The sequence below is a fragment of the Allobacillus sp. SKP2-8 genome, from assembly GCF_007559355.1.
GTDB classification, from domain to species: domain Bacteria; phylum Bacillota; class Bacilli; order Bacillales; family Alkalibacillaceae; genus Allobacillus; species Allobacillus halotolerans.
Genome location: NZ_VMHF01000002.1, coordinates 153736 through 166736, shown reverse-complemented (window position 1 = coordinate 166736; position 13001 = coordinate 153736). Strand labels below are relative to the sequence as shown.

At 39.9% G+C, this 13001-nt stretch carries 14 protein-coding genes; 12 read left to right on the top strand and 2 right to left on the bottom strand.

The window, feature by feature from the left end; all coding sequences use genetic code 11:
• Positions 1–24 precede the first annotated feature (24 nt).
• Complete coding sequence (locus FPQ10_RS04100; protein ID WP_246569187.1) at positions 25–219, bottom strand: hypothetical protein; 195 nt, start codon at positions 217–219, stop codon at positions 25–27.
• Positions 220–548: 329 nt separating this feature from the next.
• On the opposite strand from FPQ10_RS04100, the gene FPQ10_RS04095 reads away from it, so the two are divergent.
• The 5 genes from FPQ10_RS04095 to FPQ10_RS04075 all read left to right on the top strand — a co-directional run bounded on the left by FPQ10_RS04095 (position 549) and on the right by FPQ10_RS04075 (position 5500).
• The gene (locus FPQ10_RS04095; protein WP_144160702.1) at positions 549–2234 is read left to right on the top strand and encodes a long-chain-fatty-acid--CoA ligase; all 1686 of its coding nucleotides are present in this window, start codon (positions 549–551) and stop codon (positions 2232–2234) included.
• A 100-nt stretch (positions 2235–2334) separates the two neighbouring features.
• On the top strand, positions 2335–2922 hold the full coding sequence (locus FPQ10_RS04090) for a fatty acid metabolism transcriptional regulator FadR (RefSeq protein WP_144160699.1): 588 nt from the start codon (positions 2335–2337) through the stop codon (positions 2920–2922).
• 13 nt (positions 2923–2935) lie between these two features.
• A complete protein-coding gene (locus FPQ10_RS04085) occupies positions 2936–3709 on the top strand; it encodes an enoyl-CoA hydratase (protein ID WP_144160696.1) in 774 nt (257 codons plus the stop codon).
• Between the two features lie 18 nt (positions 3710–3727).
• Entirely contained in the window at positions 3728–4501 is a 774-nt protein-coding gene (locus FPQ10_RS04080; RefSeq protein WP_144160693.1) for an electron transfer flavoprotein subunit beta/FixA family protein, read from the top strand.
• A 27-nt stretch (positions 4502–4528) separates the two neighbouring features.
• Positions 4529–5500 (top strand): electron transfer flavoprotein subunit alpha/FixB family protein, encoded by a 972-nt coding sequence (locus FPQ10_RS04075; protein WP_144160690.1) that lies wholly within the window; start codon positions 4529–4531, stop codon positions 5498–5500.
• Between the two features lie 12 nt (positions 5501–5512).
• On the opposite strand, the gene FPQ10_RS04070 is transcribed toward FPQ10_RS04075, so the two are convergent.
• Positions 5513–5719 (bottom strand): hypothetical protein, encoded by a 207-nt coding sequence (locus FPQ10_RS04070; RefSeq protein ID WP_144160687.1) that lies wholly within the window; start codon positions 5717–5719, stop codon positions 5513–5515.
• A 176-nt stretch (positions 5720–5895) separates the two neighbouring features.
• Here FPQ10_RS04070 and trxA point away from each other — a divergent pair, with 176 nt between their 5' ends.
• The 7 genes from trxA (at position 5896) to FPQ10_RS04035 (ending at position 12416) form a co-directional block, all read left to right on the top strand.
• On the top strand, positions 5896–6210 hold the full coding sequence (gene trxA, locus FPQ10_RS04065) for a thioredoxin (RefSeq protein WP_144160684.1): 315 nt from the start codon (positions 5896–5898) through the stop codon (positions 6208–6210).
• Positions 6211–6315: 105 nt separating this feature from the next.
• Positions 6316–8127 carry an excinuclease ABC subunit UvrC gene (gene uvrC / locus FPQ10_RS04060; RefSeq protein WP_144160681.1) on the top strand — a complete coding sequence of 604 codons (1812 nt, stop codon included), beginning with the start codon at positions 6316–6318 and terminating at the stop codon, positions 8125–8127.
• Between the two features lie 145 nt (positions 8128–8272).
• On the top strand, positions 8273–8893 hold the full coding sequence (locus FPQ10_RS04055; RefSeq protein WP_144160677.1) for a succinate dehydrogenase cytochrome b558 subunit: 621 nt from the start codon (positions 8273–8275) through the stop codon (positions 8891–8893).
• Positions 8894–8934: 41 nt separating this feature from the next.
• On the top strand, positions 8935–10686 hold the full coding sequence (gene sdhA, locus FPQ10_RS04050; protein WP_144160674.1) for a succinate dehydrogenase flavoprotein subunit: 1752 nt from the start codon (positions 8935–8937) through the stop codon (positions 10684–10686).
• Between the two features lie 40 nt (positions 10687–10726).
• Positions 10727–11494, top strand: a complete 768-nt coding sequence (gene sdhB, locus FPQ10_RS04045) for a succinate dehydrogenase iron-sulfur subunit (RefSeq protein WP_144160671.1) — start codon at positions 10727–10729, stop codon at positions 11492–11494.
• A gap of 115 nt (positions 11495–11609) precedes the next feature.
• Positions 11610–12065 (top strand): acyl-CoA thioesterase, encoded by a 456-nt coding sequence (locus tag FPQ10_RS04040; protein ID WP_144160668.1) that lies wholly within the window; start codon positions 11610–11612, stop codon positions 12063–12065.
• A gap of 126 nt (positions 12066–12191) precedes the next feature.
• On the top strand, positions 12192–12416 hold the full coding sequence (locus tag FPQ10_RS04035; protein ID WP_144088024.1) for a helix-turn-helix domain-containing protein: 225 nt from the start codon (positions 12192–12194) through the stop codon (positions 12414–12416).
• Positions 12417–13001: the final 585 nt, after the last annotated feature.

The following is a 13001-nucleotide window of genomic DNA, read 5'->3' as shown; positions in this document are numbered from 1 at the left end:
TCAATGACGTCCAGGTAATGGGCGTCATTTTTTAAAATGTTCCTGAAGTATAGGTATAATATTGAGAAAGATTGAAGCAATGGTCAAAAACCATAATGCTTTTTCCATACCTGGTACGACATCTGATAAAGCGGCCCAATCTTCCGCCTTTACCCATCGAGATACAAGACGATATTCTGCACATAGAGTTAATGCTGTAAATGATAGTCCGATCGCCATAGCAAGCTTATAATCCTTTCATACTTTATACATATAAAGGTTTATAAACATAGCAACGATCGCAATAGCTCCCAATATTACCCACATAACGATCCCTCCATTTACATGAAAATATCTATTTCCAGAGTTTTCTTATTCTTACATTACCATAAAATTCAGTGTGAGGAATTAATTTTTAAGAATTTATTTTCAATTGACAGGAGACTCCTTCCTCAAAAATAGCACGTTAGGTGGGGGTTATTTAATTTCAGATAATTTACAATTCTATTTTAATTTTTCCGAAATAATGTATATAATAAAGGTAAGTTGAAAAGAAGGAGGAATTATTAATGGGGGTTGACGTAGTGAAACCATGGTTTAAGCATTACCCGGAAGAAGTTTCACAAACGATGGAATATGACAAAAGACCGCTTCATGAGTTTCTTGAAGAATCAGCAAGTCGTTTTCCGGATAAAGAAGCAGTCCATTTTATGGGGACTGAATTAACGTTTCAACAAATCTCTGATTCAGCAAAAAAATTCGCGTCGTACTTACAATCATTGGGTTTGGAGAAAGGTGATCGAGTAGCTATCATGCTGCCCAATACACCACAATCAGTTATTGCTTATTATGGGGCGATGCTCGGTGGAGGAATTGTCGTGCAAACGAATCCTTTATACACGGAGCGCGAGTTGGAATACCAAATGAAGGATTCCGGTGCGAAATTTATCGTTTGCTTAGATATCTTGTTACCAAGAGCGTCGACTGTGAAACCGGAAACGGATCTCGAGCATATTATTGTAACCGGTATCAAGGATTATTTACCATTTCCGAAAAACTTAATTTATCCGTTCATTCAAAAACGTGAATACAATATGGTGGTTAAACCTGAGCATTCTGGCGATACACATGTATGGACGAAGGTAATGGAAGAGGCATCAACGGATTATACACCGGTAGAAGTCGATCCAGAAGAAGATGTGGCTTTACTGCAATATACTGGTGGAACGACAGGCTATCCTAAAGGCGTTATGCTGACGCATTATAATTTAGTTTCCAATACACAAATGTGTTCAAACTGGTTATACAAAACAGAGTATGCAAAAGAAGTTATACTCGGTATTTTGCCGTTCTTCCATGTGTATGGGATGACAACGGTGATGAACTTGACAATTATGCAGGCGCAAAAAATGATTCTTATTCCGAAGTTTGATGTCGATACCGTTTTGAAAGCTATTCATAAACAGCGACCAACAATGTTTCCAGGCGCACCGACGATTTATATTGGCTTGCTGAATCATCCGAAGCTCACCAAATATGACCTATCTTCTGTTGAAGCATGTATCAGTGGTTCTGCACCACTGCCAAGTGAAGTTCAGCAACGATTCGAAGAGGTTACTGGTGGTAGGTTAGTTGAAGGGTATGGTTTAACAGAAACGTCGCCTGTCACACATGCAAATTTAGTTTGGGAGGAAAGACGCTCCGGCACAATTGGATTACCATGGCCTGATACAGATGCCAAAATTGTGGACGCAGAATCGATGGAAGAAATGCCAGTGGGAGAAGTAGGTGAAATTGCCGTAAAAGGACCACAAGTCATGAAGGGATATTGGAACAGGGAAGAGGATACAGCCAAGACATTAAAAGATGGGTGGCTCCTTACCGGTGATATGGGTAAAATGGATGAAGACGGTTATTTCTATGTCGTTGACCGGAAAAAAGATATGATTATTGCCGGTGGATTCAATATATATCCAAGAGAAGTGGAAGAAGTCCTTTATGAGCATGAGGCCATTCAAGAGGCAGTGGTTGCAGGAGTACCAGATCCTTACCGTGGCGAAACCGTCAAAGCTTATATTGTGTTGAAAGATGGTTATGATGTAACAGAGAAGGAATTGAACACCTACTGTCGAGAAAACCTTGCAGCTTTTAAAGTCCCGAGGTTATACGAATTCCGGACAGAACTACCTAAGACAGCTGTTGGAAAGATTTTGCGCCGTAAGCTGGTCGATGAGGAGAAAGAAAAATCGAATTAATTTATTTTAAATCTATGCTTGCTTGTAGTTGACAGCCATGCAATTTATTTATATGATAAAAGGTGAATGACCATTCATTCATTTTTAGGGAGTCAAAACTATGAAGAAAGAAAAACCAAAATACAATCAAATACTAGATGCTGCGGTGGAAGTCATTGCAGAAAATGGCTTCCACCGCTCCCAAGTATCAAAAATCGCCAAAAAAGCTGGCGTAGCCGATGGGACGATCTATCTTTATTTTAAGAACAAAGAAGATCTTCTTGTTTCATTGTTTCAGAATAAAATGGGTAACTTTATCGAGCGAATCCGGAAGGCAACTGAAAATGTTGATAAGGCAGATGAAAAACTTTTTGCGTTAATCGATACTCATTTTCGCCAGCTTTCGGAAGATCCTCACCTGGCTGTCGTTACACAATTAGAATTGAGACAGTCCGATAAACGACTGCGTGCACAAATCAATGATGTGCTAAAAGGTTATTTGCACATTATTGATTCAATCATCCAAAGTGGGATGGAAGAAAAAACCTTCCACAATCATCTGAATATTAAGTTGGTTCGTCAGATGATTTTTGGTATGCTTGATGAGGTAGTGACCAACTGGGTGATGCAGGATCAACGCTACGATTTAAATCAACAGGCAAAGGATGTACATTTTCTAATTTCCAACGGCTTAAAAAAACATACGTAAAGGGGTTGAGTAAATGGATGCACTCTCTTTAACGAAAAAAGAAAACATTGCAACCGTTACCATTCAAAGTCCACCAGCAAATGCATTATCGTCACAGATTTTAAAAGATTTAGCAACTGCGCTGGATGACGTCGAAAATGACTCCACCATCAAAGCGGTGGTGATTCAAGGAGAAGGAAAGTTTTTCTCAGCCGGAGCAGATATTAAAGAATTCACATCCTTACAAAGTGCCGACGATTACGAAGATCTTGCCAGTCAAGGACAAAACTTATTCCGGAGAATTGAAAAATTTAAAGTTCCGGTCATTGCATCCATTCATGGTGCTGCCTTAGGTGGCGGGCTCGAACTGGCGATGTCTTGTCATGTTCGAATTGTTACCAAAAGTGCCAAACTCGGTTTGCCAGAACTGACACTAGGCATTATCCCAGGCTTTGCAGGGACACAACGTTTGCCACAGCATGTGGGGATGGCAAAAGCTTATGAAATGATTTTGACTGGAGAACCAATCTCTGGTGAGGAAGCTGCAGCATTAGGTCTTGCAAATCATGCAGTGGATGAAGATTCATTAGAAGAGTTTTCTATGAATCTAGCGAAAAAATTCGCAGCAAAAAGCGGGCCTTCAATCAATGCGGTTATGAAGTTAATCCCATTCAGTCAAACCTCTCAGTTTAAAGAAGGCGTCAAACGAGAAGCAGAGGAGTTTGGCAAGGTGTTTGGTAATGAGGATGCAAAGGAAGGCATTCAAGCATTCATCGAAAAAAGAAAACCGAATTTTAAAGACCAGTAGAATGAAGGAGGTAATCCAATGAACATTTATGTTCTGATGAAAAAAACATTTGACACAGAAGAGAAGATTCAAATCAGTGATGGAAAAATCGAAACAGATGGTGCTGAGTTCATCATTAACCCATATGATGAATATGCCATTGAAGAAGCGATTAAAGTCCGTGATGAGCACGGTGGTGAAGTGACCGTCGTAACGATCGGTGACGAAGAGTCGGAGTCACAATTACGTACGGCGCTAGCCATGGGAGCAGACAAAGCTGTTCTTATTAATACAGAAGATGATGTTGAAGAGGGCGACCAAGTTACAACTACAAAAATTCTGGAAGCTTACTTCGAAGACAAAGAAGTTGATCTGATTTTAGCTGGTAACGTTGCAATTGATGAAGCCAGTGGCCAAGTAGGTCCACGATTGGCTGCTAAGTTGGATATTCCGTATGTCACAACCATTACATCTCTTGAAATCGATGGAGATACTGTAAAAATTGATAAGGACGTAGAAGGTGACGTTGAAAAAGTAGAAACTTCTCTACCTTTACTAGTTACTTGCCAACAAGGGTTGAACGAACCACGTTACCCATCCTTACCGGGAATTATGAAAGCGAAGAAAAAACCATTAGAAGAACTTGAAATCGATGACCTTGACTTAGATGAAGATGATGTTGAGGCGTCAACTGAAACGGTCGAAGTTTTCCTTCCACCTGAAAAAGAAGCAGGAAAAGTGTTAGAAGGAGAAACAGACGAACAAGTGAAAGAACTTGTATCTCTATTAAAAACGGAAGCAAAAGTACTTTAATCAACAGGTGCAGAAAGGAGAATAGCAATGGGGAAATTTTTAGTAATTAGTGAAGTGCGAGATGGAGAGTTGCGTAACGTATCGTTTGAAAATATTGCGGCAGCCCGCCAAATTGATGAAAATGGTGAAGTTGTAGCAGCTGTTTTAGGCGATGGAGATCTTGAATCTCTTGGACAAGAATTAATTCAATACGGTGCGGACCGAGCGGTTGTCGTCCAGCATGAAAACTTGAAAAATTATACTTCTGATGGATATGTCCAAGCTGCAATGGCTGTCATTGAGCAAGAAGATCCAGACGGCATTGTTATGGGACACACATCTGAAGGGAAAGACTTGTCACCAAGAATCGCAAGTAAATTGGACAGTGGATTAATTTCTGACGTCACGCAAATCGAAGGAAGTGGCGATGATGTAAAATTCATTCGACCAATTTATTCAGGTAAAGCGTTCGAAAAGAAAGTCATTACAAATGGTAAGACATTCATTACCATTCGTCCAAATAACATTGCACCACCCGAAAAAGATGAATCACGCTCAGGAGATGTTCAAAAAGTCGAAGTTGATGTTCAAAACCTTCGCACAGTCATTCAAGAAGTCATCCGTAAAGCTTCTGAAGGTGTTGACTTGTCAGAAGCGAATATTATCGTTGCAGGTGGACGTGGAGTGAAAAGCGCAGAAGGATTCGATCCATTATATGAACTAGCAGATGCGCTAGGCGGAGCAGTAGGTGCTTCCCGCGGAGCTGCAGACGCTGGCTACTGTGACTATTCATTGCAAATCGGACAAACTGGTAAGGTCGTAACACCTGATTTATATATTGCAGTCGGTATCTCAGGTGCAATCCAACACTTAGCAGGTATGTCTAACTCAAAAGTCATTGTTGCAATCAACAAAGACCCTGAAGCAAATATCTTTAACGTAGCTGATTATGGTATTGTCGGAGATTTATTCGAAGTTGTACCAGCATTGACAGAAGAGATCAAAGCGTTAAAAGGTTAATATCAAATAAAGTCAAAACCGGCTATTTCCTATTGGGAATATAGTCGGTTTTTTGATGGATAAAACGATTCTTTGTCGCAACGTACACTCCAGCCGTCCGACAAAGAGTTCCAACCACCCGACAAAGTGTTCGAGCCGCTCGACAAAAGGGTCCAACCGCCCGACAAAGAGTTCCAGCCACCCGACAAAAGGGTCCAACCGCCCGACAAAGTGTTCCAACCGCTCGATTGCTCAGGCTACTCTAATAACTTGATTTCATTTACTCATTCTCAATATTAACAATCACATGAACCGTGTATCCATGCGCATTGACGACTTATAAACAAAGTATTGGAAGTAATGAATAACACCATGATATACTTAGTTTGAATTTGAAATGTGAGGAGGAATAGAAAATGGCTATCGTAAATGCAACTGATCAAACATTTAACGAAGAAGTATCTGAAGGTACTGTGCTTGTTGACTTTTGGGCTACTTGGTGTGGTCCATGTAAAATGATCGCTCCTGTATTGGAAGAATTGGATTCTGAAATGGGAGACGACGTCAAAATCGTCAAACTTGATGTGGATGAAAACCAAGAAACAGCTCAAAAATTTGGAGTCATGAGTATTCCAACATTGATCCTATTTAAAAATGGTGAGCAAGTAGACCAAGCACATGGTTACCAACCAAAAGATGCTTTAAAAGAATTCGTTACAAAAAATGCATAAATCATCGGGTAAGGGCTGACTCATTGAGTTAGCTCTTCCCTTTTTAACTTATGATTTTAAACATGCTTCCTCTAGGAACAAAGAAACTTGTCGAGGTGTACATATATGCATAAAAAAATTCAAGAAAAGTTAGCCGTCCTTCCCGATAAGCCGGGATGCTACTTGATGAAAAATAACAAAGATGAAGTCATTTACGTTGGGAAATCTAAGTTGCTTAAAAATCGTGTGCGTTCTTATTTTACCGGTGCACATGACTTGAAGACGCAGCGTCTTGTAAATGAAATCGTCGACTTTGAATATATCGTTACATCTTCTGAAATGGAAGCATTGATTCTAGAGATGAACTTAGTGAAGAAGTATGACCCGAAGTATAACGTCATGCTCAAAGATGATAAGTCGTATCCTTTTTTGAAAATTACACATGAACAGCATCCTCGATTAATCGTTACGAGAAAAGTGAAGAAGGATAAAGGTAAGTATTTTGGTCCCTACACGAACGTTTATGCAGCAAGAGAGACCAAAAAACTTCTAGATCGGCTTTATCCACTCCGTAAGTGTAATGTAATGCCGAAGAAGGTTTGCTTGTATTATCACATCAACCAATGTTTAGGACCTTGTGAATTTCCGGTCAGCCAGGAAACAAACCAAGAAATTGTACAAAAAATAACGACCTTCTTAAATGGTGGCCATAAAGAAATTAAGCAAGAACTGAAAGATAAAATGCATACCTTTTCCGAAAACCTAGATTTTGAAAAAGCGAAAGAATATCGTGATTTAATTGACCATATTGAATCTGTCATGGAAAAACAGACGATGCAATTGGGGGATTTAACGGAAAGAGATGTTTTTGGTTATGCATATGATAAAGGTTGGATGTGCATTCAAGTATTCTTCATTCGTCAAGGAAAGTTAATCGAACGTGATGTTTCATTGTTTCCGTTTTATACGGATCCAGATGAAGCATTTACAAGCTATATCGCACGTTTTTACTCACATTCAAATCATATTAAACCGAAAGAAATTTATCTTCCAATCGGTACAGATGCCGACTTGATTGGTGAATATTTAGATGTTCGAGCAAAGACGCCATTTAGAGGGCAAAAGAAAAAGCTAGCTGACTTGGCGATGGAAAACGCACAAATTGCATTACAAGAGAAATTTTCTTTAATCGAACAAGATGAAAACCGAACGATTAAAGCTGTCGAAGAACTAGGTGAATACTTGAATATTGAAACTCCTCATAGGATTGAGGCATTCGACAACTCCAATATTCAAGGGACAGACCCTGTATCTGCGATGGTTACGTTCATAGATGGACGACCGAAAAAAAGTGATTATCGTAAATACAAAGTGAAAACGGTCGAAAAACCAGACGACTATGAGACAATGCGTGAAGTCATTCGGAGAAGGTATACACGAGTACTTAAAGATAAATTGCCGCTTCCGGATCTAATTTTAGTGGACGGCGGTAAAGGTCAGATGTCAGCAGCATTAGACGTCCTCGAAGATGAGTTGGGCTTGAGCATTCCTTTATGTGGGATCGCTAAAAATGAGAAACATAAAACGAGTGAATTGCTTTATGGCAATCCGCCTGAACCGGTACCCCTCAAACGAAATGAGCAACCGTTTTATTTGATTCAACGGATTCAAGATGAAGTTCACCGTTTTGCGATTACGTTTCACCGTAATTTGCGAGGAAAATCAGCGACTCAGTCTAGCTTAGACGAAATTGAAGGAGTTGGACCAAAAAGAAAACGGATGTTGTTACAACACTTTGGTTCCATTGAAAAAATTAAACAAGCTGAAAAAGAAGCATTCACAAAACTTGGAATCCCCGACCATATTGCTGAAAATATCCGTCATTATTATATTCAGCAAGAGAATATGGAATTGGAATTGGAAGAAGAGAACAATTAACTTGTCGGAGCATATCAAAATTATGACAAGTTTTCTTGACGCTTTTTCATCCTAGAAGTACAATTGAACTTGTCATGTAACTTTAATAGGGAGTCGTATGAAAACTCTTTCAAAACAATTTTTCATCAGATGAGGGGGGTAACACATGGCGGATCAGGAAAAACGCGAATATAATTTGCGTAGATTGCATTCATTGCTAGGTGTCATTCCAATTGGCTTATTTTTGATGCAGCACTTGGTAGTCAACCACTTTTCCACGTATAGTGAAGAAGCCTTTAATACAGCTGCTGGTTTTATGGAAAATTTGCCACTTCGGATCGTCTTGGAATTTGGGTTGATTTATATCCCGATTCTTTTCCACGGAATTTATGGGGTGTATATCGCTTTGGTATCTGAGATGAATCTAGGAAGGTATGGATGGTTCCGAAATTGGATGTTCATGCTACAACGTCTTACAGGAATCATTACACTTATTTTTATCGGATGGCACGTTTGGGAAACACGTTTGGCAAACGCAATTTATGGAACAGAAGTGAACTTTGATATGATGGCAAGCATTCTTTCATCACCGTTCATGTTCTGGTTCTATGTGATTGGTGTTCTTTCCGCAGTATTCCACTTTGCGAATGGACTATGGTCTTTCTTCGTTACTTGGGGACTGATCATTACACCAAGATCCCAAAAGATTATGACATACGTCGTTCTTGTCGTATTTGTCGTTTTTGGTTATATGGGAATTGCGTCATTAATCGCATTTGCTTCATAACACGTGAAACTGTTCAATAATAAGGGAGTGAAACAAATACAATGAGTAATAAAAATATCGTTATTGTTGGCGGTGGTTTAGCTGGCTTGATGGCTACAATTAAAGCTGCTGAAGCAGGCGTTCATGTCGATTTGATCTCGCTTGTTCCAGTAAAACGCTCCCACTCTGTTTGTGCGCAAGGCGGTATCAACGGTGCAGTAGATACGAAAGGTGAAGGGGATTCTCCTGCTATTCACTTTGATGATACAGTTTATGGTGGGGACTTCTTGGCAAACCAAAAACCGGTTAAAGATATGTGTGACGCAGCACCAAGCATCATACATATGATGGACCGCATGGGTGTTATGTTTAACCGTACGCCAGAAGGTTTGTTGGATTTCCGTCGTTTCGGAGGAACACAACACCACCGTACAGCTTATGCCGGAGCAACGACAGGTCAACAATTAATGTACGCATTAGACGAACAAGTTCGTCGTCACGAAGTCAACGGACTCGTGACAAAATATGAAGGATGGGACTTCTTATCACCTGTTATTGATGAGAATGGTGTTTCAAGAGGAATTGTCGCTCAAAATATACAGTCCCACGAAATAAAAGTTTTCAAAGCGGATGCAACCATTATGGCAACAGGTGGACCTGGAATTATCTTTGGTAAATCCACAAACTCTGTCATTAACACAGGTTCAGCCGCAACTAGCTTATACTTACATGGTGCACACTATGCGAACGGTGAGTTTATCCAAATTCACCCTACAGCTATTCCAGGAGATGACAAGCTTCGCTTAATGAGTGAATCAGCTCGTGGTGAAGGTGGTCGTGTATGGACATATAAAGACGGAAAACCATGGTATTTCCTAGAAGAGAAATACCCAGCCTATGGTAACTTGGTTCCACGTGATATTGCGACACGTGAAATTTTTGACGTGTGCGTGAACCAAAAGCTTGGTATCAATGGCGAAAACATGGTTTACCTTGATTTATCACATAAAGATCCGAAAGAGCTAGATGTTAAATTAGGTGGAATCATTGAAATTTATGAAAAATTCGTTGGTGAAGATCCTCGTAAGGTACCAATGAAAATTTTCCCTGCTGTTCACTATTCAATGGGCGGACTATGGGTCAACGATGATCAAATGACGAATATCCCTGGTGTTTTTGCAGCTGGTGAATGTGACTTTACAATTCACGGTGCAAACCGTCTAGGTGCAAACTCCTTACTTTCTTGTATCTATGGAGGTATGGTTGCTGGACCGAATGCTGTTGATTACATCAATGGTTTGGATTCCTTGGCAGCAGAGCAGAGCACTCAGTTGTTTGATGAGAAGTTGAAAGAAGAGCAAGATTACTTTGAAGAGATCATGAATATGACAACGGGTACAGAAAATGCGTATGATATTCACCGTGAACTTGGTGAGTGGATGACGGCAAATGTTACCGTTGTTCGTGAGAATGACAAACTACTTAAAACGGATGAGAAGATTCAAGAGTTGATGGAGCGTGCCAAAAACATTAACATTAATGATACGAGCCGTTGGAGCAACCAAACAGCAATGTTTATTCGTCAGTTGGATCATATGTTACAATTAGCACGTGTAATCACTATTGGAGCGTATAACCGTAACGAAAGTCGTGGAGCTCATTATAAACCAGAATTCCCTGATCGTAATGACGAAGAATGGTTGAAAACGACTAAAGCTACTTATAATCCAGAAACAAATGCCCCAGAATTTTCTTATGAAGAAGTAGATGTTTCATATATTAAGCCACGTAAGCGTGACTACTCTGCAACGTAAGGTTGAACGGACTACAAAATGGAAGAGGGGGTAATTCAAAATGGCGGAAGATAACAAAATGATAAAATTTATCATTACACGTCAAGATGATCCAGATGGTAAGCCGTATGATGAGGAATTCGAAATTCCATATCGTGAAAATATGAACGTGATTTCTGCATTAATGGAAATCAGAAGAAACCCTGTGAACGCAAAAGGTGAAAAAACAACACCTGTATTTTGGGAAATGGGTTGTTTAGAAGAGGTTTGTGGTGCTTGTTCAATGGTCATTAACGGAACACCGCAGCAATCTTGTACAGCTCTTGTCGATCAATTGGAGCAACCGATCAAATTGGAACCGATGACGACATTCCCTGTTGTTCGTGACTTAGCAGTCGACCGTAGCCGTATGTTTGACTCTTTGAAAAAGGTGAAAGCATGGGTACCGATCGATGGCACATATGATTTAGGACCTGGGCCACGAATGGCTGAAAGTAAGCGTCAGTGGGCATATGAATTATCAAAATGTATGACTTGTGGTGTTTGCTTAGAGGCTTGTCCAAATGTGAATGATCGCAATGATTTCATTGGACCTGCTCCATTGTCCCAAGTTCGTTTATTCAACGCTCATCCAACAGGCGAAATGCATAAAGCAGAGCGTATGGATGCGTTGTTAACAGAAGGTGGACTTCAAGATTGTGGAAACTCACAAAACTGCGTAAAAGTTTGTCCAAAAGGAATTCCTTTGACAACTTCAATTGCAGCTGTAAACCGTGAAGCTACGATTCATTCTTTCAAGAGCTTCTTCGGAAGTGACTACCACAACTAATGGTGAATGAAGGGCTGACAATATAATTGTTGGCCCTTTTTCAACCATTATATTTTTTTAATAAAACTGAATGAGTATTCATTTTAGGTAAATCTTAAAAAGAGGTGCAATAAAAATGAAACAAATTTCCTATATTCCAAACTTTGAAGAATGGAAGAAAGAGTTTTCTTATTATATTCCTATTAAAGTTCGTTTTTCTGAAACGGATATGTTTGGACACGTTAACAATGTATCGACGTTTATTTATTTTGAAGAAGCAAGAACCTCTTTCATCGAAGAAAATAAGATATTTGGTGAATTAACTGGTCCTATAGAAAATGTTCCAGTGGTCAGTGATTTGCAATGTGATTATTTAAAGCAAATGTACTTCGGTCAGACGATTAAGTTATATTGCAAGGTTCATCAACTAGGCCGAAGCTCCATGGATATCCATTATATGGCTACCGACGAAAATGGTGATGTTTGTCTGACTGGAAGAGGACGAGTCGTTCAAATAAATGCAAAAACCGGTAAGTCAACACCGTTTTCTGAAGAGCAATTAAAGGTTATTGAAGAAACGAAAATTAATTAGGTGTACAAAAGCATAGATTAGAAGAATTACGAACAGAAACTCAACCTTTTTCATAAAGTATGGTGACTAGTTAATTTCCTCAGATGAAGAAGTAGCTCACTTCTTGCACAGAGGAGGGGTTGCCGCTTGAATAATGACAAATATCGAGCCAGTAATATATTAACCAAAAGAGAAAGAGAAGTTTTTGAGCTTTTGGTCCAAGATCGAACAACAAAAGAGATAGCAGAACAGCTTTTTATTTCTGAAAAAACAGTCAGAAATCATATTTCGAATACGATTCAAAAACTTCAAGTTAAGGGGCGATCTCAAGCCGTTGTCGAATTAATTCGCATCGGAGAGATCAAATTATAAACCGGCAGATTGCCGGTTTATTGTTTTTTCTTTTCTTAAGTTCGCTCACGTAATGCAATTCATCGAAATGAAACCTCAAATCGACTGAAGCGCAGGCACGTTCTGTTATTCGGTCGAATAGGAGGTCTCTAATCGCCCGAAGCAGGCACGCGTTCGATTATTCGGTCGAATAGGAGGTCTCTAATCGCCCGAAGCAGGCACGCGTTCAATTATTCGGTCGAATAGGAGGTCTCTAATCACCCGAAGCACATACGCGTTCGATTATTCGGTCAAATAGCAGGACTCTAATCGCTCGAAGCAGGCACGCGTTCGATTATTCGGTCGAATAGGAGGTCTCTAATCGCCCGAAGCAGGCACGCGTTCGATTATTCGGTCAAATAGGAGGTCTCTAATCGCCCGAGGCAGGCACGCGTTCGATTATTCGGTCAAATAGCAGGACTCTAATCACCCGGAGCACATACGCGTTCAATCGTCCGGTCGAATAGACTACGTTTCAACAATCAGTTAGAATCTAGCTTTGCAGTTGAATCGTATACCCTTCATGACTCAGTTTCTCTCAGTAAACCACGAGTCAACCGATAACCA